Source organism: Methylophaga thalassica MP, from assembly GCF_000214595.1.
Taxonomy (GTDB): Bacteria; Pseudomonadota; Gammaproteobacteria; order Nitrosococcales; family Methylophagaceae; genus Methylophaga; species Methylophaga thalassica.
The window spans coordinates 2,033,398-2,055,313 of the sequence record NZ_AFIG01000001.1 but is presented as its reverse complement, the minus strand read 5'-3'; the positions used below and the strand labels follow the sequence as shown (position 1 = coordinate 2,055,313).

At 45.1% G+C, this 21,916-nt stretch carries 25 protein-coding genes; 8 read left to right on the top strand and 17 right to left on the bottom strand.

Features of this window, described 5'->3' with window-relative positions; genetic code table 11:
• The first annotated feature begins 156 nt into the window (after nucleotides 1-156).
• Nucleotides 157-951, top strand: a complete 795-nt coding sequence (locus tag MAMP_RS09650) for an SDR family NAD(P)-dependent oxidoreductase (RefSeq protein ID WP_007145847.1) — start codon at nucleotides 157-159, stop codon at nucleotides 949-951.
• Between the two features lie 54 nt (nucleotides 952-1,005).
• On the opposite strand, the gene MAMP_RS09645 is transcribed toward MAMP_RS09650, so the two are convergent.
• Nucleotides 1,006-2,223 carry an MFS transporter gene (locus MAMP_RS09645; RefSeq protein ID WP_007145846.1) on the bottom strand — a complete coding sequence of 406 codons (1,218 nt, stop codon included), beginning with the start codon at nucleotides 2,221-2,223 and terminating at the stop codon, nucleotides 1,006-1,008.
• A 207-nt stretch (nucleotides 2,224-2,430) separates the two neighbouring features.
• Between MAMP_RS09645 and MAMP_RS09640 the strand changes: the two genes are divergently transcribed.
• Nucleotides 2,431-4,818: a mechanosensitive ion channel domain-containing protein gene (locus MAMP_RS09640; RefSeq protein ID WP_139031858.1), complete on the top strand. Its 2,388-nt coding sequence runs from the start codon at nucleotides 2,431-2,433 to the stop codon at nucleotides 4,816-4,818.
• Between the two features lie 73 nt (nucleotides 4,819-4,891).
• Here MAMP_RS09640 and MAMP_RS09635 read toward each other — a convergent pair whose 3' ends face one another.
• The 8 genes from MAMP_RS09635 to MAMP_RS09605 all read right to left on the bottom strand — a co-directional run bounded on the left by MAMP_RS09635 (nucleotide 4,892) and on the right by MAMP_RS09605 (nucleotide 11,175).
• Nucleotides 4,892-5,386: an aminoacyl-tRNA deacylase gene (locus MAMP_RS09635; protein WP_007145843.1), complete on the bottom strand. Its 495-nt coding sequence runs from the start codon at nucleotides 5,384-5,386 to the stop codon at nucleotides 4,892-4,894.
• A 195-nt stretch (nucleotides 5,387-5,581) separates the two neighbouring features.
• Nucleotides 5,582-5,629 carry a hypothetical protein gene (locus MAMP_RS15920; protein WP_083821524.1) on the bottom strand — a complete coding sequence of 16 codons (48 nt, stop codon included), beginning with the start codon at nucleotides 5,627-5,629 and terminating at the stop codon, nucleotides 5,582-5,584.
• An 8-nt stretch (nucleotides 5,630-5,637) separates the two neighbouring features.
• Nucleotides 5,638-5,820 carry a type II toxin-antitoxin system Phd/YefM family antitoxin gene (locus tag MAMP_RS09630; protein ID WP_007145842.1) on the bottom strand — a complete coding sequence of 61 codons (183 nt, stop codon included), beginning with the start codon at nucleotides 5,818-5,820 and terminating at the stop codon, nucleotides 5,638-5,640.
• 133 nt (nucleotides 5,821-5,953) lie between these two features.
• The gene (locus MAMP_RS09625) at nucleotides 5,954-6,457 is read right to left on the bottom strand and encodes a hypothetical protein (protein WP_007145841.1); all 504 of its coding nucleotides are present in this window, start codon (nucleotides 6,455-6,457) and stop codon (nucleotides 5,954-5,956) included.
• The gene (locus MAMP_RS09620) at nucleotides 6,450-7,187 is read right to left on the bottom strand and encodes a tRNA threonylcarbamoyladenosine dehydratase (protein ID WP_007145840.1); all 738 of its coding nucleotides are present in this window, start codon (nucleotides 7,185-7,187) and stop codon (nucleotides 6,450-6,452) included. Before MAMP_RS09620 ends, MAMP_RS09625 begins: the two co-directional genes overlap by 8 nt.
• 70 nt (nucleotides 7,188-7,257) lie before the next feature.
• Nucleotides 7,258-9,306: a transglutaminase TgpA family protein gene (locus MAMP_RS09615; protein ID WP_007145839.1), complete on the bottom strand. Its 2,049-nt coding sequence runs from the start codon at nucleotides 9,304-9,306 to the stop codon at nucleotides 7,258-7,260.
• Nucleotides 9,293-10,249 carry a DUF58 domain-containing protein gene (locus tag MAMP_RS09610; protein WP_007145838.1) on the bottom strand — a complete coding sequence of 319 codons (957 nt, stop codon included), beginning with the start codon at nucleotides 10,247-10,249 and terminating at the stop codon, nucleotides 9,293-9,295. Before MAMP_RS09610 ends, MAMP_RS09615 begins: the two co-directional genes overlap by 14 nt.
• Nucleotides 10,250-10,263: 14 nt before the next feature.
• A complete protein-coding gene (locus MAMP_RS09605) occupies nucleotides 10,264-11,175 on the bottom strand; it encodes an AAA family ATPase (RefSeq protein WP_007145837.1) in 912 nt (303 codons plus the stop codon).
• Nucleotides 11,176-11,305: 130 nt separating this feature from the next.
• Between MAMP_RS09605 and MAMP_RS09600 the strand changes: the two genes are divergently transcribed.
• Entirely contained in the window at nucleotides 11,306-11,602 is a 297-nt protein-coding gene (locus MAMP_RS09600) for an encapsulin-associated ferritin-like protein (RefSeq protein WP_007145836.1), read from the top strand.
• Here the strand turns inward: MAMP_RS09600 and MAMP_RS09595 are convergent.
• Complete coding sequence (locus MAMP_RS09595; RefSeq protein ID WP_237701204.1) at nucleotides 11,599-12,363, bottom strand: TatD family hydrolase; 765 nt, start codon at nucleotides 12,361-12,363, stop codon at nucleotides 11,599-11,601. The two genes, MAMP_RS09600 and MAMP_RS09595, sit on opposite strands and share 4 nt — an antisense overlap.
• Before the next feature lie 37 nt (nucleotides 12,364-12,400).
• Between MAMP_RS09595 and MAMP_RS09590 the strand changes: the two genes are divergently transcribed.
• Both MAMP_RS09590 and MAMP_RS09585 read left to right on the top strand, forming a co-directional pair.
• Nucleotides 12,401-12,844, top strand: coding sequence for a hypothetical protein (locus MAMP_RS09590; RefSeq protein ID WP_040576503.1), 444 nt, complete (start codon nucleotides 12,401-12,403; stop codon nucleotides 12,842-12,844).
• A gap of 17 nt (nucleotides 12,845-12,861) precedes the next feature.
• Nucleotides 12,862-13,332, top strand: a complete 471-nt coding sequence (locus tag MAMP_RS09585) for a hypothetical protein (protein ID WP_007145833.1) — start codon at nucleotides 12,862-12,864, stop codon at nucleotides 13,330-13,332.
• On the opposite strand, the gene ggt is transcribed toward MAMP_RS09585, so the two are convergent.
• Nucleotides 13,333-14,997 carry a gamma-glutamyltransferase gene (gene ggt / locus MAMP_RS09580; protein ID WP_007145832.1) on the bottom strand — a complete coding sequence of 555 codons (1,665 nt, stop codon included), beginning with the start codon at nucleotides 14,995-14,997 and terminating at the stop codon, nucleotides 13,333-13,335.
• A 1-nt stretch (nucleotide 14,998) separates the two neighbouring features.
• Nucleotides 14,999-15,991 carry an oxygen-dependent tRNA uridine(34) hydroxylase TrhO gene (gene trhO, locus MAMP_RS09575; protein ID WP_007145831.1) on the bottom strand — a complete coding sequence of 331 codons (993 nt, stop codon included), beginning with the start codon at nucleotides 15,989-15,991 and terminating at the stop codon, nucleotides 14,999-15,001.
• Nucleotides 15,992-16,174: 183 nt separating this feature from the next.
• On the opposite strand from trhO, the gene MAMP_RS09570 reads away from it, so the two are divergent.
• Nucleotides 16,175-16,582 carry a hypothetical protein gene (locus MAMP_RS09570; RefSeq protein ID WP_007145830.1) on the top strand — a complete coding sequence of 136 codons (408 nt, stop codon included), beginning with the start codon at nucleotides 16,175-16,177 and terminating at the stop codon, nucleotides 16,580-16,582.
• On the opposite strand, the gene MAMP_RS09565 is transcribed toward MAMP_RS09570, so the two are convergent.
• From MAMP_RS09565 to MAMP_RS09550, 4 genes are read right to left on the bottom strand one after another with little or no spacing between them, the layout of a single operon-like run.
• Complete coding sequence (locus MAMP_RS09565; protein WP_007145829.1) at nucleotides 16,579-17,121, bottom strand: DUF882 domain-containing protein; 543 nt, start codon at nucleotides 17,119-17,121, stop codon at nucleotides 16,579-16,581. The two genes, MAMP_RS09570 and MAMP_RS09565, sit on opposite strands and share 4 nt — an antisense overlap.
• Nucleotides 17,122-17,162: 41 nt before the next feature.
• Nucleotides 17,163-18,122, bottom strand: a complete 960-nt coding sequence (locus tag MAMP_RS09560; protein WP_007145828.1) for a FecCD family ABC transporter permease — start codon at nucleotides 18,120-18,122, stop codon at nucleotides 17,163-17,165.
• Nucleotides 18,119-18,892 (bottom strand): ABC transporter ATP-binding protein, encoded by a 774-nt coding sequence (locus MAMP_RS09555; RefSeq protein ID WP_007145827.1) that lies wholly within the window; start codon nucleotides 18,890-18,892, stop codon nucleotides 18,119-18,121. The genes MAMP_RS09560 and MAMP_RS09555 overlap by 4 nt, the downstream gene beginning before the upstream one ends.
• Nucleotides 18,885-19,799, bottom strand: a complete 915-nt coding sequence (locus tag MAMP_RS09550) for an ABC transporter substrate-binding protein (RefSeq protein ID WP_007145826.1) — start codon at nucleotides 19,797-19,799, stop codon at nucleotides 18,885-18,887. Before MAMP_RS09550 ends, MAMP_RS09555 begins: the two co-directional genes overlap by 8 nt.
• A 59-nt stretch (nucleotides 19,800-19,858) precedes the next feature.
• Between MAMP_RS09550 and MAMP_RS09545 the strand changes: the two genes are divergently transcribed.
• Together MAMP_RS09545 and MAMP_RS09540 are read left to right on the top strand one after the other, a co-directional pair.
• Nucleotides 19,859-20,398, top strand: coding sequence for a hypoxanthine-guanine phosphoribosyltransferase (locus MAMP_RS09545; RefSeq protein WP_040576266.1), 540 nt, complete (start codon nucleotides 19,859-19,861; stop codon nucleotides 20,396-20,398).
• Nucleotides 20,399-21,145 carry an S-methyl-5'-thioinosine phosphorylase gene (locus tag MAMP_RS09540; protein ID WP_007145824.1) on the top strand — a complete coding sequence of 249 codons (747 nt, stop codon included), beginning with the start codon at nucleotides 20,399-20,401 and terminating at the stop codon, nucleotides 21,143-21,145.
• Here MAMP_RS09540 and MAMP_RS09535 read toward each other — a convergent pair.
• Nucleotides 21,142-21,777: a CsiV family protein gene (locus MAMP_RS09535; RefSeq protein ID WP_007145823.1), complete on the bottom strand. Its 636-nt coding sequence runs from the start codon at nucleotides 21,775-21,777 to the stop codon at nucleotides 21,142-21,144. The two genes, MAMP_RS09540 and MAMP_RS09535, sit on opposite strands and share 4 nt — an antisense overlap.
• Nucleotides 21,778-21,916: the final 139 nt, after the last annotated feature.

Below are 21,916 nucleotides of genomic sequence, written 5' to 3'. Positions count from 1 at the left end.
AAACTCGTTCTGAATCGATGCCATAGGTTACTTTTAAGTAACTAAGTCTCTGAAAAGTGCCGTCTTGCGGCACTTTTTTTTCGCTCTTACGATGTTTCCAACAAGCAATGTAATTCCATTGTTTTTCATTATTTAAAAAGATTAGAGGAAACGATAATGGCGGGTAGATTAGACAATAAAGTCATTTTAATCACAGGTGCTGGTGGTGGGCTGGGTAGTGAGCAGGTCCGGATGATGGCAAAAGAAGGGGCAAAAATTGTTGCTGCTAACTTAAAGCAAGATCCGATCATTGCTGAAGAACAACCTGCTGATGCCCTCTGGAAAAAGACGCTTAATCTGGTTGAAGAAATAAATCAGAATGGCGGTGAAGCGATTGCTGTCGCACTTGATGTTACTCAGGAGCAAGACTGGATTGATGCAGTAGCTGAAACCGAAAAGCACTTTGGTCGTCTGGATGTGCTGGTGAATAATGCCGGGATTTATTATCACGCTGGTTTATTAGAGCACACTGTCGAGAAGTTTTACCAGATAGTGAATATCAACCAGCTAGGTGTTTTATTAGGCATGAAAGCAGCAGTACCAGCGATGAAACGTGCGGGTGGTGGTTCGATAGTTAACTTTGCTTCCATTTACGGTATTGCTGGGGCCGGTGTTTCAACCGCTTACCAGAGCACAAAAGGCGCTGTGCGTTTAATGACCAAATCAGCGGCAATGGAGTTTGTCGGCGACAATATCCGCGTCAATGCGATTTGTCCGGGGATGTTTGATACCAACTTATTTGAAAGCAGTGTGCCAAAAGAGGAATGGGAACCGCTTATCTCAATGGTGCCGATGAAACGCTTTGGTAAACCTCACGAAATCGCTTACGGCACAATTTTTCTGGCCTCTGATGAATCATCATTTATGACCGGCACAGACTTAGTGATTGATGGTGGTTATACCTGCCCATAGTTTTCTTAAATATTCTATGAAGCGTCTTAAATAGCCTGAGCAATGATTCCATCATCAATCGCTCGGGCTATTATGCGCTTCTCTAATGGGCCCTTGTGCTAATACCCAGGCGATGACTAAGAAAGTCAGCATGCCCAATAGGATGCTCTGAAAGGTCACGCTGGCATCGATCATAAAGCCCAAAAATGCCGGTGCGATACCGGTAGAAAACACTAAAAAGGCGGATTTTAATGATCGTACCTGACCCAGGTGATCACGTCCCCACAGCCGTACTAATAAGGTATCACCGATAGGGGAGGACATACCCAGAGCGGTGCCCGCACCGAGCATTAATACCCAGATTCCAATATCACCTCCGATGGTCGCTGCAAATAATAAGGCCAAAGCAAACGGCACTAAATAAAGTTTGGCGAGTGTGGTGGCACCGTATTCATCAATCCAGCGGCCACCTAATAACGCACCTGGGAAACGAGCAATACCGAGACCAGTTAACGCCAGTGCATAAGTGGTTGGGCTGGCTAATAAGTCGACAGTCATCTGAGCCTGATAGATAAAAATACCGGTCAGGGTAATAGGCAATACCATCAGCATCGGTAGCAATAACCAGAAACGCAGATCGCGAGTCGGGCTGGGCCCAGCGTCTTTATGTTGTTTGTTTTCATGCTTTTGACGTGGAGCTGGCGGCCAGTCAACAAATAGAATCAGTAACACCCACAGCACAATCAGCACAGCCAGAATACTCCACCAGACTTGTTGCCAGCTGTAGCTGACGGCCATCAAAGCAATAATGGGCGGTAAGATGATTTCACCGGTAGGCATGCCTAAAGTGACAAGTCCTAGGGCTTTACCACGATTGGTTTTAAATTCGCGTCCGGCAAGGGTGCTGCCAAAGTGAGTCATTAAGCCCTGACCACATAAACGTTGTAGACCCAGCCCGAAAATACATAAGCCCCACCAGGGAGAAAGGGTGAGCATTAATACGCCTATGGTCAGTGCAGTAAGTACGCTCAGCACGTAACGTCGGGGAGCTATCCAGTCAATCTTGGGACCAAAATGCATCACCAGAAAACCACTTATCATGGTAATGACAGCATAGAGTGAGCCAAATTCACCGGCAGAAATATTGAGATATTCACTGATATCGGTCCTGAACAGGCCAATAAAAAAGCTTTGTCCCAGATTACCGGTAAAAACCGCCAGGTAGGCTGCTGCAATCAATCCAAAATGATTTTTTAACAATCCGGCGTAGCTGAGTCGGATATCAGAATCCATAATAATTCCTATTTGAAATGCGTCTGGTTAGTCATGGTCTTTGACAAAGAGTAGGGTTATTCTACCAGTGTGACAGGCGATGGAATCATCACGATTTATTCACTGTCATTCATATGTAGTAATTTGTGTGTGCTTTGCTGAATTGGTAAGGTTGCATACCATTATCTTTTTCACAATATTTAATCTGGCCTAATTTGGGAGTGCTTTGTGCCAAACGTTTTAATAACGACTTCTCTAACAAAATTCTTATTTCTTTTTATTTTCACGATAGCGGTTTCATTACCTGCCATCTCAATGGCAAATACCGCAGCACAGGAAGCACAAGCTTCATCTGGCAGTGAATCTCAAGCAGATGTATATCGAAGTTTAGCGAATATTATCGAAAATCCTGATTCTCGCGATAAGTTGATCAAAGAGCTAAAAGGTTTATCCGAAAATGCGGATAAAACGAGCACTGAAACTTCATCTGCTGAGAAAGCAAAAGCATCTGAAAAGAAAGTAGATGATTCGTTTGCTGCAGCCATAGCTGAAAAAAGTCAGACCGTTGTGCAAACCATGATGTCGACGTTAACAGGAAGTTGGCAGGCACTGACTTCAATCTGGGATGGCACAGATAAAACCACTAAAGGCTGGTTCTCAGATTTAATCTCAGTGGCGATTGTCGCGGCTGCCACCATTGCCAGTTTTATTTTGTTTCGCTTACTGGCCCGAATTATTTTCCGTAGTACCAATCAATTTGCCTTACGTGAACACAATACCCATGCGCTGGTTATCAAAGTCACCGCGGTCATCATCGCTACCGTAGTGGATGTCGCCGTAGTTGCATTTGCGTGGCTTGCCGGATACGGCGTGGCTCTGTTGGGTGTCGGAAAAATGGGTGAAATCGCGGTTTCTGAAACCTTATTCTTGAATATTTTCCTGGCAGTGGAATTAACCAAAGTTGTTATCAGAGCGATCTTTGCGTCTAGGAACGAAGGGTTACGTTTATTAAGTCTGTCCTCGGAAACAGCGCGTTACTGGTCTAGCTTCTTCTCAACAATCGTCTCATTGGTGGGTTATGGCACGTTGTTTATCGTGCCATTCCTTGCCATGTCAATTTCAGAAAGCCTGAGTCAATTAGCGAATTTGTTTATTGTTCTGTTTACGGTGATTTTTGCATTAAGTGTGGTTTTGCGTAATAAAAACATAGTGAGAGAGCAGTTGATTGCTACAGCGAAACATAGTCATTTTGGCGTGAATGATGTCACCCTCCGCGTACTGGCGAAAACTTGGCATTGGTTTGCCATTGCCTACTTTTTAGTGCTGGGTGCAGGTTTACTCGTTAATTCTGAAGAAGCCTTACCCATCATATTATTAGCCACACTGAAAACGGTGATCGCTGCATTAGTAGGTATGGGGATTATCGCTTTACTGGATATGGCAGCGAGCTATAGCATCAGACTGCCTTATATCCTCAACCAGCACTTAGCCAATGCAGAGGCACGAATAAACGAGCAACTGCCTCGGGTATTCAAAGTGTTCAAACTGATTGTTGTACTGCTCATTATCAGCACAATTCTGGATGCGTGGGGCATCGTTAATTTAGCTGCATGGCTTGCCTCACCAGTGGGTATGCACGTGATTACCTCAGCCATTTCGATTTTCTTCATTATTGCGGTGGCCATGTTGACCTGGATCGTGTTGGCAAGCTGGATAGAACACCGCTTGAATCCGGAAGAAAGTGGTCGCATGCCGAGCGCCAGAGAGAAAACCTTACTTACCATTTTCAGAAATGCCATTGCCATCACCATTATTGTGATGACGACGATGATTGTGCTGTCTGAAATTGGTATCAATATCGGTCCTTTGATTGCTGGTGCAGGTGTAATGGGCTTAGCGATTGGCTTTGGTGCCCAGAAGCTGGTGCAGGATGTGATTACCGGAATATTTATCCAGTTAGAGAATGCGATAAATACCGGAGATGTGGTCACTGCTGATGGTATTACCGGTGTAGCAGAAAAACTGACCATTCGTTCTTTAGGCTTACGTGATTTGTCGGGCACTTTCCATATTATTCCGTTCTCATCTGTCGGCACGGTATCTAACTATATGCGTGAGTTTGCCTACCATGTCGGTGAGTATGGTGTCGCTTATCGTGAAGATACGGATGAAGTGATCGTTAAATTACGTGAAGCCTTTGCTGAGTTGATGTCAGATGATGCTAATCGTTCACAAATCCTGACAGAAGAACTGGAAGTACATGGGGTCACTGCGCTGGCAGATAGTTCAGTCAATGTGCGTGTCAGAATCAAAACCTTACCGGGCAGTCAGTGGAGTATCGGTCGTGCCTATAACCGTTTGGTTAAACGTCATCTGGATGCGGCGGGTATCGAAATTCCATTCCCACATCTCACTCTATACTTTGGTGAGGACAAACAGGGTAAAGCGCCTGCGGCGCCACTGCGTATGGTGAATGAGGTGGAAGTGAAAGAGCTGTTTAATGATGATACTGATGATCAACAGCATTCAGACTCACATCATGAAAAAGCCGAGAAACGTTCAAAGTCGGCTAAACCCAATCCCACCCGGAAAGGGGACTTTGACGACGCAGATTGAGCTTAAGGTTTAAGCCATAAAAAAGGGCTGACATTGAAAGATGTCAGCCCTTTTTCTTTATCGATACACGTATTTATTCTTTAACAAAGGTACCGCGATCGACATCGGCCATGACTTTTTGTAAGTCGGCTGAAGTTAAGCCTAAAGCGTAACCTAATACGCCACTGCCAATCACCACATTATCAAACTGAGTCACGCTCTCATCGAGTAACACTGTCACGCTATCAGGTAAAGCAATCGGTGGCACAGCACCCACCACGTAGCCGGTCGCTTCTGGCACTTCATCAAACTCGGCCATACGCAGTTTTCGTTCTTCCAGATGTTTTCTTAATATGCCCCAATCTGCACGACCACCTCCGGCCACGGCCAGCAGCACATAATTATCAGAACCGGTTTTAAACAGCAGACTACGCACCACAGACTTCGGATCATGTCCCTGACTGCTTAACAGCTCTTCGAGATTACGTACCGGTTTTTTATCTTCGGTTAAGGGGATTTCAATCACTTCAAACGTAATACCTTGAGCTTCAAGTAAATCAGTGACGGGAGAAGAAATCGGCGTACTCATTGTGCCTCCTGTAAAAGCCTTAATTAAGTTTTGATTTTAGTGGTCAGTGTACAGTGAAAATGAGATTTTTGAAGTAGTTGTATTTGTTGGGTTTCATGCTTCAACCCAACCTACGAAAGAGAATTTTTTTATTGTGTAGGTTGGGTAGAGCACTAGCGAAACCCAACGATGCATGACTTTCTTTTCGATATGACCTTAATAATGATAACGGCAGGAAATAATGGTGATTGCGTCGTCATCCACGGCATAGACTAATCTATTGGTGAACGAAGTAAATGAACGGTTTCCATTAGGCTATTGTAATAATCTAATGACATCACCACCGCATCCTGAGAGTCTCGACGTGTAATAACCGTGGTGTCAGCGTCATTGATAACCCGATCTAAAACAGCCTTCAAACTATTACGTGCTTCGGTAAAAGAAACAATTTTCATAACACACCTTAATATGTACAACTTATTGGACAAGTATGGGTGGCAATGTAATACATGTATAGAAAGTTGTTCAACTCTATGTCTTGGCGAAAAGGACTGATATATAAAAAGAAAACAGGGAGAGGCTCAATGATTATCTGTTACGAACGAGCCCGGTGAGCTGTTGCTCTGAATCAATAATATTGAAGTGCTGTAACCACTGACGAGCATCATCGGCATCTTGCTCAAACCAGGCTTTGGCACTGCCTAGACGAAAGCTGTAACCCCAGCGGTCCATATCTCTGAGCATACGAGCCCGGCCCATTTGCAGGATATGACCGGCTAACAGAATTTGCAGATAACAGACGCCGTTCTCTTCGTCGTAGTCACCTTCAGCATCAGTGTGTAAGTTGGCACGTCGTTCTGGGTCCATACAGATATAGTGCCCCGCTTCATGCAAGACAGAATGAACCGGCGTATCGGAACGGACGATAAGCTTATTGCCAATTAAACCCGCTTCACGTTCACCAAAAAAGCTGCCAGGAATGGTTTCATCACTTGAGATTCTTTCTATTTCCAGTCCGTACTGACCGAGTAAGGTCTGGAGTTGCTGCAACATAAACTCATTGCAGTTAATCACATCGGTGGGATCAGACACGTCGTGAGTCACCGATGATGTGATTGATAACTAAGCCTGCCAGCGTTAACCCAAAGATAGATGGCATATAACTCACCGTGCCATTCACCGCACGAGCCCGACCACGACTAACGGGTTCTGGTGGTAGTGGAGGAAGAGGGGCTTCTAATGAATACACCGTCTGAATACCTCTGCCAACACCACGTTTACGTAATTGCCCACGCAGGTGTTTGGCGAGTTTACAAATGGAGGTATCCATTAAATCCCCGGTTTTTACTTGAGTGGGATCGAGTTTTCCGCCTGCGCCCATGCTGGCAAACACAGTCATTTCATTACGCCAGGCGGTTTCCAGTAATGCGGCTTTACTGCTCAAGCTGTCGATGGCGTCAATGACGACGTCATAACCTTGAGATAAAACCGTCGGAATAGATTCGGGTGTTAAAAAGTCGGTGATTAAGGTGACCTGACAGTCGGGGTTAATGTCTTTAATGCGTTCAGCAATCACTTTCGCTTTTAGTACATCGACAGTCGAACGTAGCGCAACCAGCTGGCGGTTCATGTTCGAGCCGGATACTACGTCATGGTCAACCAGTGTCATTTTACCCACACCCATTCTGGCTAACGCTTCCGCTGTGTATGATCCGACACCACCAATACCGGCAAGAAAAATATGGCTGTTTTGCAACTTTTCGATACCTTCATCACCAATCAAAATGTGAGTACGTTCGAACAGGGGGTTGGAATGTGCCATGCGTGTTCCTTAAAACCAACGAATCAGGGCTGCCTATTTTCCGCAAAATCACGCGGCTTGGCAAAGTGACTTAGCGCTTTGGAGTAAAAGCCTTTATCTGTTCACGTAAGGAAGACAGCGTCTGTTCATCCTGCTGGCGGTAACGCCATGCTGTAAACAGTGAGGTAATTTTATCGATTTGATGGTGATATTCGGGTAAAGTCACTTTCGCGCGTCGGGCGAAATCTTGTGGTCCCTCATGGTCTGCTTTTTCTATACCTAGTCTGGCAAGCTTTTTACAGAATTGCTGATACAAGGTTACCCCTGGATCAATATGCGGTCGTTTAAACCAGACGCTGAGCATCATGACTAATCCGGTCAGAACAAATAAAAGCGTCAGCACGACAGTCATTTTTTGCCAGTTGGGATTAGACATACCGAGTTTTGATAACAGCTCAAGTTGACGTTCTGGCCCGAATGATACAACCCACATATCCCAGGCGGTATTAAATGCATTCCAGTTATTTTTCAGACTATTCCAAGCAGCGACGAGTTGGTTATTGTTACCCAGCATCGCCGGGGATTGTCTGCCTGGAGGTAACAGCCGGCCAATGCCTTGTTCAATTCGTTGTTGAGATACTGCGGACGTGGGGTCGATACGTAGCCAACCTTGCTGGGGCAACCAGACTTCTGTCCAGGCGTGAGCATCACGCTGTCTGACAGTCAGCACATCATCTACAGGATTAAGATCGCCGCCTAAATAGCCGGTGACAATCCGAGCTGGAATGCCTGCTGCCCGCATCAACACGGTAAAGCTGGCGGCATAATGCTCACAAAAACCTTCTTTGGTTTGAAATAAAAACTGATCGACGGTATCGCCATTTAATCTTGGTGGGCTTAATGAATAAACAAAACCGTCGTTATTAAAAAATGCTAATGCAGTGCTGATGTACTGCTGAGGTGTGTCGGTCTGTTGTTGCCATTGTTTTGCCAGAGCGAGTGTCTGGGGATGTTTGCCTTCAGGTAATTGTAATGCTGCATGAAGGTTTGGTTCTGACGCTGCATTAAATCTATAAGACGGGCTGGATGTCAGCGAATATTGCGTGCGTTGTTTTATCGGTTTATCACTGTTTAATTGCCCATCGCTGGTGAGGTGGCTTGCCAGGGTTTGTGGCTGTTCGGTTGGAAAGTCGAGGGCGAATAACCAGGTTTTATTGTGTGGTTCCAAGGTCATCTGATAGCTGTATGACGATCCTGAAATCTGAATATGGGGTTGTTGTGACTGTAATTGCTTTTCTATCATTGGCGACCAGACGGTGCCATCTGTTGTCCACAAAACGGGACCACGCCAATATAGTTTTGCACTCGGCGGAAGCTTATTCTCAGTAAACTTCACCCGAAACGCGATGGCATCAGACTGAATAAGCTGACTAATTTTACCCATTTGAATCTGATCATTAATGCCTGACATTCCCTGTGATGGCGGTAAATCACCTAAGGTCAGTTGCTCTGTCATTTGAGCAGACTGACTGGCATTAGCATCTTGTGGTAAACCCCAGATTGGGCCAGAGATTCGCGGGAATAATACAAACAAAAACAGCATCATTGGTGTGGCTTGCAACACCAGTTTGCTGGATAACCATAAGCGCTGCTTGATATTGAGTGCACTTGCCTGACTGTTCACACTGAGTAAGCAATACCCCAAAGCGATGACAACAATCAGCATTAACATCACCATAAATACACTTTGGCTATAAAAAAAGTTGGTGATAACTAAAAAGAAACCCAGGAAACAGCTGAGATAAAAGTCACGTAGAGAGCGTATTTCGACGACCTTAAACGCCAGCATCATAGTCAGCAAAGCAGCGCCTGCATCACGGCCAATTGTGAGTCCAAATTGAGCAATAAGTATGGCAATGGTGAGTAAGGCGATACCATTGTGTAACACTTTTAACCAGCGACTGGCTGTCGGCAGTGGCCAACTTTTCCAGTGATGTAATAAGCGCCAGCTGATCATGATGACAAACATCATGCCTACCCACGCCGGTTGGTAGATGATATGTGGAATCGCGCCAATGGATAAGGCGATAATTAATGCGTTTATCGTGGATTGTGGTGGCGACAAATCAGCTTTTTTCATCAAACAATGCCAACTGTTTTAAACAATGCTGCTGATGTGATGGGCCATGTGAAGGCGATACTTTGGTTTGAGGTAAGATCAAGCCATAATGATCGCCTTGTTGTTCTGCCTGACAAATCCACTGGCAGAGCTGAGATAATTTTTGTTCAGTGTCTTTCAGATCCGTCACATCCTCCCAGCGAAATAACAGCTCTCGGCCTTGTGGAGAGGAGAATTGTTTACTGCGCATCTGATCATCACGTGCCATCGCTTTCCAGGCGACTCGATGCAGGGCTTCACCTTCACGATAAGGTCTTAAACCAGCAAAGTCATCTTCGCCATGCTGTTCTTTCTGATGTGACTCCTGGCCAGTCTGATTTGTTATCAGAAGGGGTTTTTGACCTTTAGGGCTAGGGTAAACCAGCACCTGAGCCGTGGTTTCATATAATGTCCAGCACTGAAACAGGCCCAAAGGGTAAAAACTGACAAGACTGAGGGTATTTAATGACTGCCAACCACGCTTTTGCGTTGGAATGCTCAGGGTTGATGACTGGTTATTATTGCCATCAACGATATCTAATAACTGCAGTGATTGATAGCGTTTGATAAATGGCCAACGTGACTTCTTGGCACTGCTTTTATGACGCACCTCAAGCTGATAACTGGGATAAGGTTTGTGATTGGTGGTAGTCAGCCGAAACTGTGCTGGCTGGCCGCTAAAAACAGGATCGAGCCCATGTACATTGACGCTCAGCCCTTTGATATTGCGGTGACTGTGGTGCATGGTAACCTGACCCAGGCCGACCAGTAAAAAACACAGTAAATACCCCAGGCTGTTATTGTAGTTAATCGCTCCTAGCAACATGATTAGCAGTAATACGACATACGCATAGCCATACGCTGACGGCATGATAAAAATCCGTTGCCTTTGACGCTGCTGCCATTTCTGCCAGAGCTGAGTCATGCTGTTAACCATCGTTAAGGAATAGGGACGTGTTGAATTAAGCGATCTATCCAGTCTGGCTTTTGTGTTTCATCAATTAATTGCAAACGATGATTGACCACACTAGGTAAAACGGCTTGTACATCTTCGGGCAAAACATGATCGCGACCTGCAATAAACGCCCAGGCTTTTGCTGCACTGAGTAAACCTAAGCCGGCTCTGGGAGACAGACCATGGTGATAATGACCGGACTCACGCGTGTGCTGCAGAATTTTTTGCAGATAATCAACCAGCGCATCAGACACAATAACCTGACTGGCTTGTTTCTGTAGTGCCAGCAATGATTCAGCTGAGCTGACCGCCTGCAACTGCTTTAACAACTCACGTCGATCTGAGCCCATCAGTAATTGTCGTTCCGCTTTAGCATCGGGATAGCCCAGTTCAATCCGCATCAGGAAACGATCCAGCTGGGACTCAGGTAAGGGAAAGGTGCCAATCTGATGGCTGGGATTTTGCGTGGCAATCACAAAAAATGGCTCAGGCAGATTTAAGGTTTCGTTATCTACGGTGACTTGTTGTTCTTCCATGGCTTCAAGCAGCGCACTTTGGGTGCGCGGTGAGGCACGGTTCACTTCATCAGCCAGAATAAACTGAGTAAAAATCGGTCCGGGATGAAAATGAAATCTGGACGATTCACGATCATAGACACTGATACCAATAATATCGGCAGGCAACATATCGCTGGTAAATTGAATGCGCTGAAAAGTCAGCCCCATGGTGGCCGCAAGCGTGTGAGCGAGCGTGGTTTTGCCTACACCGGGCAGATCTTCAATCAGCAAATGGCCTCTGGCTAACAGACACGCCAGTGCCAGTTTTATAGGTCGTTGTTTTCCAATAATAATGTCGTTAACAGTATCTAGAATCAGCGAAATATCTTTATTTGCCATGATGGTCCTGAGAATTATTTATAGTGTTTTTTAACCTCTGATAGTGCCAACTTATCCTACTACATGCTAGTTTTAGCATCGTTCACAAGAACGTCGTATACAACCAACTATTAAGAGAGAGGAGCTTTTTATGGCCGGTTCAAGTGAAGGCTATCACGAACCTATTGAAGAATTATCCAATGAAACTCGCGATATGCATCGTGCCATTGTTTCATTGATGGAAGAACTTGAAGCTGTTGACTGGTACAACCAACGGGTAGATGCCTGTCATGATCCTGAATTGAAAAAGATTCTGGAACATAATCGTGACGAAGAAAAAGAACATGCAGCGATGACTTTGGAATGGATTCGTCGTCGTGATCCTAAGTTTAATGATGAGTTGAAAGACTACTTATTCACGGAAAGTGAAATTGGTCATCACGATTAAGAAAGATGAAACACTCTCTGGCAGTTGGCTGTGGTAGCCGCTGCCAGCGATTGTTCTGATACCTGACGAAGCTCTGCTAACATGCTTAAAATCATGGGAAGTCGTTCTGGCGTATTTCTCTGCCCTTGATAACCTGCCAGAGGCATATCCGGCGCATCCGTTTCCAGCACGATATGTTTTTCTGGCAATTGAGTAAACAGCGTTTTCAATTTGTTGGCCCGAGGATAAGTAATTGCGCCACCAGCCCCAAATAAGAATCCCAGTTTTTGATAATGCTCTGCCTGCTGCAAACTACCATTAAAAGCATGCACAATGCCGCCGGACACCTTAATTTCTCTCAGCAGTTTTAACACTTCATCATGCGCTTTACGAACATGCAGAATAACGGGTAACTCAAATTCTGCAGCCAGTTTTAGTTGTGCTTTAAACAGCTCGGTTTGTGCTTCTTTGTCGGCATCAGCGATGAAAAAGTCGAGACCGATTTCACCAACCGCAATCGCTTTGTTCTGTATTAATGCTGTGCGTAACTGATCAATATGATCAGGTTTATGTTCTGCCATAAACATCGGATGCAAGCCCAAAGCCAGCCTAAGCGCCGAATTCTGGGCACACGTTTTAATAAGTTTTGGCCACTGGGATACAGTAACGCCAGGTACGATGATCTGTTGGATGCCGGAAGAAGCACATTCAGAAAGAATTTTCTCTCTGTCTTCATCAAAAGCATCAAAATCAAGGTGGCAATGACTGTCTATCAGGTTCATCATAAAGCTATATTAGCAAATGTTAATGGATGACATGATGAACAATGATATAAAACAAGCCAGCCTGCCTCACGAACGAATGATGATCAATCTTGCCTTGTTTCATTTATTACTTCCTGTGGCTGCATTCAGCTCCGGGCATATTGCCTGGATTTTGAGTGTTGCACTGATTGGCGCTTTAGTCAGCATAGGCTGGATTGCCTGGAAAGCCAAGTTTGCTCAATATGATACGGTGTTGATTCAGCAGCATTGGCAGTTGGCTTGGCGACATGCTCAGTGGTTGCTCATCAGCTACGGTGTGTCTGCTCTGATTATGCTGGTGGCTTGGCTGCTTTCGTCTGTTCAGCCGGATCACAATATGGCGACCATTATGCTCGTGGTGTTTAGCCGAATTGCTGCTGTGCCTATTTTATTGATGGTTTTAGTTTTATTTATGTTGGAAATGACCGCTTTATCTGATGCACGCAAAGGTGCGGAATAATCAATAGGGGAGTCTTTATGTCTGAAACTGATAACACTGCACATCTCGCCAGTCAGCCGCATGAGCGGATGATGTTTAATATGGCTATCTTTCACTTTTTATTACCTGCCGTTCTTTTTGCCACTGAAAATCTGTGGCTGATCTTTGCTGTGCCGATCGCTTGTTCATTGATGATGATTTTATCGATCTGGATTCAAGCGCATAGACCAGCCAATAAAACAGAGCTGGTGTTGGCTCACTGGCAGTGTGCATGGCGACGTAGTCGTTTTCTTATCGTGTCCTATGTCGTCTCACTCGTCTTATTTATTATCGCCTGGGCGGTGTTACAAGGACAGGAAGATCCGAATATGCGAATGATTCAGCTTGCTGTTATTGGCTGGTTTTGTCTGATCCCGATTTCACTCACCGTGGTGGGTTTGATTATTTTAGAAACCAGCGCATTAGCGCAAGCCAGAAAAGGCATCATGCCGCAAAAAATGCGGCTGTGATTATTTTTTCAGCGTGGTGACTGTCGCCTGACCTTCACCACGAGGATCGCTGGCCGCACTCAGTGTGCCGTTATGTTTGTCTTGGATGATAATGTGCATATCACCGTATTGGCGTGACAGCGGGCTGATGTAATGACCACGTTGTTTCAGTGCATCCAGTTCCTGCTCACTGAATCCGACATTTTCTACTTGCACTTCATCTGGCAAATATTGATGATGATAACGCGGTGCGGCAACGATAGCTTGTGCAGTTTTGCCTTCGACAAAATCAAGCACGCTGAGTAAAACCATACTGATAATGCGACTGCCACCAGGTGTGCCAGTAATTAATAACTCATCGTTATTTTCGACAAAGGTCGGTGTCATACTCGACAATGGTCGCTTATAGGGTGCGATGGCATTGGCTTCATTCCCTACCAGGCCATAGACATTGGCAGCGCCGGAAGGGGCAGAAAAATCATCCATTTCATCATTCAATAAGACCCCGGTACCTTCTGCAACAAAGCCTGAACCAAAGGGGTAATTCACACTTAAGGTCGCGGCCACCCGGTTGCCCTGACTGTCCATTATGGAAAAGTGAGTGGTGTCTTCACCTTCAATGGTTTTGTCTGCGACATCTGAACTAGGCGTAGCATGGACAGGATCAATCGTGTCACTGAGTTGTTTGCCATAGTCGACTGAGGTTAAGTAGTCAGGAATAGCTACAAAATCAGCATCACCCAGAAAACGACTACGATCTCGATATGCCCGACGCATAGCTTCGATCACCAGATGACGTTTTTGTGTGATATCTGTATCAGCCAAGTCAAAAGCAGAGAGCTGATTTAATGCATTGACCATCACTATACCGCCGGAAGAGGGGAGTGTTGCAGAGGTGATGGTATAACCTTGATAGTGACCTTTTATAGGCTGTCTGACTTTGACTTCATAACGCTGTAAATCATCTAAAGTCCAGATGCCACCATGTTGCTGAACAGCTTGCACTAAACGCTGGGCTATCTCCCCCTGGTAAAAACCTGCTTTGCCTTGTTCGGCAATGCTATTAAGGGTATGCGCTAAATCAGGCTGTTTAATGATAGTGCCCGCACTGGGGACTTGCCCATCCTTAAGAAACTGCTGACGGCTGGCAGCATATTGCTTTAATACCGGCAATCGAAAGCGCGCCATATCTGTGTAGTGCTGCCCCGCTGCGAAGCCTTCCAAGGCATAACGAATAGCCGGTGCCAGGCTTTGTTTAAGGGGCAGTTTGCCATAGTGTTTGCTTAGATAAACGATACCGGCAGGCACACCGGGAATGCCGGCAGCAAGTGGGCCATTGAGTGAACGTGATTGTTCAAACTCGCCTTGTTTATTGAGATACATACTTGCACTGGCTTTACCCGGTGCCATTTCACGTCCATCTAGCATGATATCTTTATTGGTTTCTGCCTGATGCAGCAACCAGAAACCGCCACCACCCAGACCTGAACCGGCTGGTTCAACTACGGCTAAGGCGGCGGTAACGGCTACAGCGGCATCAAAAGCGTTGCCGCCTTGTTGCAGAATTTCAATACCCGCTTGTGTGGCTAATGGGTGAGCAGTGGCGACAGCAACATCATGTTCGCTAGCCCAGCTTGGATTAAAGCCTAAAAAAAAGCTTAGACAGATAAGACGGACTAGATACATATCAAGCCTTTTTCTTGGCTGCCTGACGATCTAATTCGCGACGACGTTTTTTCTCTGCACGATGTTTTTCAACCGCTTCCTGAGTTTCTACACCGATATGAGCTTCACCACGCTGTCTGGCCAATTGAATTTGCTTTTCGCGCTCAGCATAACGGGCTTTTTGTTCCGGTGTGGTTTTGTCGTAACAATGCGGACAGCTCACACCTTTTTGATAAAGCGGGCTTTGTTTTTCTTCTTCAGTGATGGGCAGGCGGCAGGCGTGACATTGGTCATAATCGCCCTTTTCCAAGTTGTGATTCACCGTGACGCGGTCATCAAACACAAAACATTCACCTTCCCACATGGATTCTTCTGCGGGGACTTCTTCCAGGTATTTCAGAATGCCGCCTTCCAGATGGTATACCTCTTCAAACCCTTGTTCTTTGAGGAATGCGGTAGATTTTTCACAGCGAATACCGCCGGTGCAGAACATCGCAACCCGTTTGTGTTTTTCAGGATCCAGATGCGATTTCACATAATCAGGAAACTCTCTAAAGCTCTCTGTTTGTGGGTTAACTGCGTTTTTGAAAGTACCCACCTGAACTTCATAATCATTACGGGTATCGATTAATAACACATCTGAGGCAGAGATCAGTTCGTTCCACTGTTTGGGTTTTACATACGTGCCGACGACTTGTTTTGGATCAATACCTTCTACACCCATGGTGACGATTTCTTTTTTGAGTTTGACCCGGGTGCGCATAAAGGGCGCAGTATCCGTGTAGGATTCTTTGTAACTTATCGGGTCCAGTCGCGGATCCTGTTGCAAATAAGCCAGCAAGGCATCGATCGCTTCTCTTGAGCCTGCAACGGTACCGTTAATGCCTTCTTGTGCCAGTAATAAAGTGCCACGAACCTCGTGTTCGAGCATGAAATCAAGTAATGGCGCTTTTAACTCGGTGTAATTGTCTAGCGTGACAAATTTATATAACGCACAAACGACAATATGGGACATGGTGTTTCCTGAAACTGAAATAAATCTCGTTATTTTACGTTTATTTAACGTTGCTGTCCTGCTATGAATCATTCATAAAAAGCCGGGCGAATTTACTGTGTCGGTTTGTCAGTATTAGGGGTAATATTTTTGTCAGACTACAAAAGAGATAAAGCGAGCAGCAAGGGGGCTGGAGTGAACACTATGGAAGAAAGGGAACAGCTAAAACAATATAACCTGCAATGGCAGGAGGATGATCAGCGCTGGCAGAAGGAAATTGAACACTGGCAGCACTCAACACAGCGTATGGTGGCGCTCATTTATCTTCTGGAAAAATCCTTACCAGAGCATTCATCGAGTATTGAGAAACATAAAAAACGCATTGATGAACATAATGCGGAACTTGTCCATTATGAGTGTGGCCTTGATGAACATTGTTTAACGACTTGCCCGAGTCATATCAATCTGGAAAAACATCAGAAAATGCATCGAAAAATGCAGTTAAGGCACGAGGAAATGAAAAAAGAGCATGAGCGCTTTTCCCGAAATTATCAGAAACAAATGCAGCGTGTCAGAGAGCTGGCAGAGCGATTGCTGAAAGAGTTAGATTAACCTTGCCAGTGCCGCGGACGACCGGTATCCAGGTGGATAAAATTCGATTTTGGATAATAACCAACACCCCCTACATTCAACTCCAGTGCTGCCTGACGAAGTTGAGCCAGTTCCACATCAGCTAAGCGCACATCAATCGCTTTACCGACCATATGCAGACTCTTTTTGGCCACACCATCGCTGGTTTTTCTGAGCATGGAATTCGTTTGACTGGAGCGATAACCCGAGATGATTTGAAACGGTTTTTTACTCTCGACTTTTTTATGTAATACGTTAAGTAAATCAATCAGATGTCGGTCGATGGGCATTTGTTCACCAGTTCGATGATCACGCAGAATATAATTAAGCAGCTTTAATGCATCAGTCTGATAAAAACCATTTTCCCAGTAAGTCAGCTCAAGTTTTTCACCGGTATGCAGATTATCAAAAGCAATATGTCTGGGCGGCTGTTTTAGCTTTTCCGCCAGTGATAAAGGCGCTTGTAAAAGCAATGTTGAGGTTAGCCCCCATTGTAGAAACTGTCTTCTTGATGTCTGCATCAGCGTTCTCCTGAGATCCTGGCAGAGTAGCAGATCCTGAATTAGCGTTGTCTACGTTTAATTAACAGCCACAGAAAAAAAGGGCCGCCGAGCAGGGTAGTAATAACGCCGACAGGGATTTCTGCGGGAGCAATAAGCAGTCTGGCAATACCATCGCACAGAATTAAAAAGCCACCGCCAAACATAAGGGTTGCTGGTGTCAACCAGCGATGATCTGTACCGATTAACAATCGACAGATATGAGGCACCATCATGCCTATAAAACCAATTGGGCCACACAAGGCGACAATGCCACCTACGCATAAAGAGGTGGAGAAAAATAACAGGTAACGTACCTGCTTCACTGAAACACCACGACTTAGAGCAATATCGTCACCGGCCATTAACAAATTTAATTCACGGCTCAGCCATAAAATGATAGCCGTACTGATCGTCACTATCGGAATAAGCTGTAACAGCGAATGATAACTGGCTGAACTCAATCCTCCCATCAGCCACCGCATGATCATAAAAGAATCGGTCATATCACTGAGGTATTGAATAAACAAAATCAGACTGGAGAAAAAGAAACTGGTCGCTACACCGGTGAGTAGTAAGGTTTCACTGGAAAAACCACGTTGTAATTGGCTGATAAAAAAGACAAAGGTAATGGCGACCAGCGCGCCAATAAAAGCACCTATGGTAATAACGTCAAATCCAAGTAATGTGACATTTAATCCCAAAAATACTGTACAAGCGGCGCCAAAAGAAGCGCCACTGGCGACGCCGAGTGTAAAAGGCGTGGCTAAAGGATTATGAAACATGGCCTGAAACACCATGCCACAGAGGGATAAGCCTGCACCGGCAACAAAGGCAAACAACACCCGTGGCAGGCGAATATCCAGCAGAATTTGTTGTTGAACAATCTCATTTTTAATATCACCGAGGCCTATCCAGGGTGCAGCAAAAGCAACGACAAAACTGCTCAGGGTAATAAATATCAGTTTATGCAATGACGTCATGGTGTTTCTGCCAGTGCAAATAAGCGCTGATTAGTCGGATGTACAACAAAGGTAAAATCTTGCTGGTAGAGTTGCTTCAGTCGCTGTTTATCGAGTAACTCCGGGCCGCTGCCTTGCCACAAGACTTTCCCTTCGCGTAAAGCTAATACCTGTTTATCAGGATGTGCGGCATGATTAATATCATGACTCACTTCAATAACGGTCATCTGATGTGTTTTGTTGAGCTGATTAATCAGCTGATGGATTTCTACCTGATGGTGAGGATCAAGATAGCTGGTGGGTTCATCCAACAAGATGAGCGGTGTTTGTTGGCTTAAGGCGGCCGCAATCATCACGCGCTGACATTCACCGCCGCTAAGGGTTTTCATCAGACGTGTGCGAAATGACTGGGTGTCAGTAATCACCAAGGCTTCTTCAATGGCCTGTTGATCTTGCTTGGACCATTCTGATAACGGGGAGTGATAGCTATAACGTGACATCTTCACAAACTCTTCAACGGTGAAAGGGAATTCCCGACCACTGTTTTGCGGCACATAACTCATCAATTGTGCCCGCTCACGTTGTTTGTATTGCTTGATATGACGTTGATTCAGGGTAATTTGACCGGAGTGAGGAGCTTGAATACCCATTAGGGTTTTCAGTAAGGTACTTTTGCCTGAGCCATTGGGACCGACAATGACCCAGTAATCGCCATCAGAGATATCAAGTTGAATATTCTCCAGCAATATTTTGTCCTGGATGTGTACTGAGAGGTTTTTGACCTTAATCATTGAGCTGATGATCCTGCCAGTCCAGTTCTGGATGTAATAACTGCGCCATCTCAGGTAATAATTTAAAAATCCGGGGGCCGGGAATGCTCGCATAATCATGTTCAATGATATAAATCCGCTGCTGTTTTACTGCATTGACATTGCGCAGGGATTGCCATTGCTTGATGACCTGTTTCATATCGGATTGATGATCTTTTTGTTCCGGAAAAACGTCAATAATGGCATCCGGATTCATCCGAATAATCCCTTCTGCTGATACGGAAGGGACTTTAACTGTGGTATCGGTGTATACGTTAACACCGCCGGCAAGTTTAAGTAATTCATTATAAAAGTCATGTTGTCCGGCAATATAAACTGTATCAAGTTGATCGCTATTTACATAGTGAGCAATACCCACCAAGGTTCTGACCGGGACAAGGCCACGGACTTTGTTGTGTACATAGTCAATCTGAGCCTGAATGCTGGTAAGTAATTTATCTGCTTCGTTTTGCCTGCCAGTCAGATCCGCTATTCTTTGAATGGTTTCTTTAATATCAGCAATCGTCGAGTTATCAAGTACTAAGGTTTTTATTCCTAATTGTTCCAACTGTTGTTGCCGCTGCTGTTGACCGTTTAACATAATGACCAAGTCGGGTTGCAGACGGGTAATGGCTTCAAGGCTGGTATTGGTGTAACTTCCGACGCTTGGTAAAGCTTGAGCTTGTGCTGGATAATCGCAATAATCGGTGACCGCGACAACATGATCTCCCAGGCCTAATGCAAACACGGTTTCTGTCAGGCTAGGGGATAAGGTAATGATCCGCTGATAGTTTTTTACTGTAGATAAAGGCTTCTGTGCATTATCTGCCAGTAGCCAGACGATGCAAAAAATCATTATAAACACGACTAAAGGCCAGAAACGGCGCATAAATTATCCTAAGCACAAATCGGTCATTATAAGGCCTGAATTACAATAGAGAGTATGCAATGACAGAGTATGACGAACTGCTATCCAAGTCGGATTTGCTTTTTGATATGGACCAAATAAGCGCGGCACTGGATAGTCTGGCAAATCAGTTACAGCAGGATTACGCCGATAAGCTACCGGTCATGCTGTGTGTGATGAATGGTTCGGTTATCACTGCGGGTCATTTATTACCTCGCCTGAACTTCAAGCTGGAACAGGATTATATTCATGCTACGCGTTATGGTGATAAAACCGTGGGTGGTGATATTCGTTGGCAAGTGAAACCCGTCACCCAATTACAAGGACGGCATGTGGTACTGATTGAAGATATTTTTGATGAAGGTGTGACCTTGGCTGCACTGAGAGAATATTGTGTCGGTGAAGGGGCTGCTTCAGTGAAATGTGTGTGTTTATTTGATAAAGACCACAATAATAAAGTTGGCATTCGTCCTGAATATATTGGTCTAACGGTACCCAACCGCTATGTATTTGGATTTGGTATGGATATGGCTGGTTTCTGGCGTAATCTGCCCGCTGTATATGCTCTGAAGGAGTCGTAAATGCGTTTATTAGGCATCATTGGCGGAAGTGGTCTGACGCAGTACCCAGGTTTGGAAATAACGGAACAAAAACACGTCGAAACACCTTATGGTGATCCCTCATCAGCGATAAAAATGGGCACGTTGAACGGTAAACAAGTAGCTTTTTTACCACGTCATGGCGATCGGCATAATATTCCGCCGCATCGCATTAATTACCGAGCGAACATTCATGCATTGAAAACCATCGGTGTCACCGATATTTTGGCTGTTGCCGCGGTGGGCGGTATTACAGATAAGTTTGCACCGGGTGTATTGGCTGTGCCGGATCAAATTATTGATTACACCCATGGTCGGGAACAAAGCTTTTTTAGTGAACAATTCCGCGCTGATAATCATATTGATTTTACCTGGCCTTATGATCGAGAACTGCGTGAAATATTATTAAAAGCTGCGGCTGATGCGGGCCTGACAGCTTTAGATGGTGCAACATATGCCGCGGTTCAGGGCCCGAGACTGGAAACTGCTGCGGAAATTCGTCGTTTAGAAAGAGATGGTTGTGATTTGGTCGGGATGACAGGAATGCCGGAAGCCTGCCTGGCCAGAGAAGCTGAGCTTTCTTATGCGACATTGGCTGTCGTGGCTAATTGGGCAGCGGGCATTACAAATAATGTGCTGACAATGGATGAAATTCAACAAACCCTTGCCGGTGGCATTGATGATGTGAAAACCATCATCGCCAATGTGATGAAACAGCTATCAGGCTAGTTTTCAGGTAAAGAATAAGTTTCCGGTGTTTTTGATACCGCTGAAGCCGGTGTCGCTACCGGAACAATCTCCAGAATGGCTGCCACACGTGGGTGATCAAAGTAAATTAAGTTTTTACTACGGATACGACGAATTTGGCTCAGATGTGGGTTATTGGGGTAGGTTTGTGATTCAGTCGCTGTGCCAGTACTGCTGACAGGCAGATTACCGTTTTCTTTAAACCAGACATCAATATCAGCATGCAGATAATTAACCCGATACAGTTTGATTTGGCCTTCGACCAGACCATTACTTGAATTAATTTGAATACTTCTTGCACTGCCTTTACTCATAATCGGTTGTTGCCAGGCTTGGTGGTAGAGCACGCGATAATTGGACGCATTATTGAGTCGTGATACAACGCCAGATAATAAATCGGTACCAGCCGGTTTGATGAGATTATTGTTGGCACTCGGGCTCAAGCTGCCATTGTTAATGGCGCGCATTTCAGGCCAGTGTTCAGCATTTGCACCACTATATCTTTCGAAAACCACTAATTCTGCTTTATACCACTGTTGAGCTGCTGCAGAGGTGCTTACCATCGAAAGCAGGAAGAAGATAAACAGTGAAAAAAACTGTGCTTGTGTTTTCATAATGACTCTATTCGGGAAGTATTTCTATGTATTGTCCACTGAATAAAACCTATTATTCAAGTGATAAACAATCTGAAGTAGCAATGCTGCTATTATTTCAACAATATGTTTGATCAATGTCGATGAACGAGAGGGTGTA

Excerpts from the sequence above, each read along its gene's own strand:
- MAMP_RS09645 (WP_007145846.1), bottom strand. The coding sequence starts at position 2,223 with ATGGATTCTGATATCCGACTCAGCTACGCCGGATTGTTAAAAAATCAT.
- MAMP_RS09545 (WP_040576266.1), top strand. The coding sequence starts at position 19,859 with ATGACAGAGTATGACGAACTGCTATCCAAGTCGGATTTGCTTTTTGAT.
- MAMP_RS09635 (WP_007145843.1), bottom strand. The coding sequence starts at position 5,386 with ATGAGTACGCCGATTTCTTCTCCCGTCACTGATTTACTTGAAGCTCAA.
- MAMP_RS09615 (WP_007145839.1), bottom strand. The coding sequence starts at position 9,306 with ATGAAAAAAGCTGATTTGTCGCCACCACAATCCACGATAAACGCATTA.
- MAMP_RS09600 (WP_007145836.1), top strand. The coding sequence starts at position 11,306 with ATGGCCGGTTCAAGTGAAGGCTATCACGAACCTATTGAAGAATTATCC.
- MAMP_RS09550 (WP_007145826.1), bottom strand. The coding sequence starts at position 19,799 with ATGCGCCGTTTCTGGCCTTTAGTCGTGTTTATAATGATTTTTTGCATC.
- MAMP_RS09565 (WP_007145829.1), bottom strand. The coding sequence starts at position 17,121 with ATGCAGACATCAAGAAGACAGTTTCTACAATGGGGGCTAACCTCAACA.
- MAMP_RS09585 (WP_007145833.1), top strand. The coding sequence starts at position 12,862 with ATGTCTGAAACTGATAACACTGCACATCTCGCCAGTCAGCCGCATGAG.
- MAMP_RS09650 (WP_007145847.1), top strand. The coding sequence starts at position 157 with ATGGCGGGTAGATTAGACAATAAAGTCATTTTAATCACAGGTGCTGGT.
- MAMP_RS09620 (WP_007145840.1), bottom strand. The coding sequence starts at position 7,187 with ATGGCACATTCCAACCCCCTGTTCGAACGTACTCACATTTTGATTGGT.
- MAMP_RS09535 (WP_007145823.1), bottom strand. The coding sequence starts at position 21,777 with ATGAAAACACAAGCACAGTTTTTTTCACTGTTTATCTTCTTCCTGCTT.
- ggt (WP_007145832.1), bottom strand. The coding sequence starts at position 14,997 with ATGTATCTAGTCCGTCTTATCTGTCTAAGCTTTTTTTTAGGCTTTAAT.
- MAMP_RS09610 (WP_007145838.1), bottom strand. The coding sequence starts at position 10,249 with ATGACTCAGCTCTGGCAGAAATGGCAGCAGCGTCAAAGGCAACGGATT.
- MAMP_RS09540 (WP_007145824.1), top strand. The coding sequence starts at position 20,399 with ATGCGTTTATTAGGCATCATTGGCGGAAGTGGTCTGACGCAGTACCCA.
- MAMP_RS09590 (WP_040576503.1), top strand. The coding sequence starts at position 12,401 with ATGAACAATGATATAAAACAAGCCAGCCTGCCTCACGAACGAATGATG.
- trhO (WP_007145831.1), bottom strand. The coding sequence starts at position 15,991 with ATGTCCCATATTGTCGTTTGTGCGTTATATAAATTTGTCACGCTAGAC.
- MAMP_RS09555 (WP_007145827.1), bottom strand. The coding sequence starts at position 18,892 with ATGATTAAGGTCAAAAACCTCTCAGTACACATCCAGGACAAAATATTG.
- MAMP_RS09595 (WP_237701204.1), bottom strand. The coding sequence starts at position 12,363 with ATGAACCTGATAGACAGTCATTGCCACCTTGATTTTGATGCTTTTGAT.
- MAMP_RS09570 (WP_007145830.1), top strand. The coding sequence starts at position 16,175 with ATGGAAGAAAGGGAACAGCTAAAACAATATAACCTGCAATGGCAGGAG.
- MAMP_RS09605 (WP_007145837.1), bottom strand. The coding sequence starts at position 11,175 with ATGGCAAATAAAGATATTTCGCTGATTCTAGATACTGTTAACGACATT.
- MAMP_RS09560 (WP_007145828.1), bottom strand. The coding sequence starts at position 18,122 with ATGACGTCATTGCATAAACTGATATTTATTACCCTGAGCAGTTTTGTC.
- MAMP_RS09630 (WP_007145842.1), bottom strand. The coding sequence starts at position 5,820 with ATGAAAATTGTTTCTTTTACCGAAGCACGTAATAGTTTGAAGGCTGTT.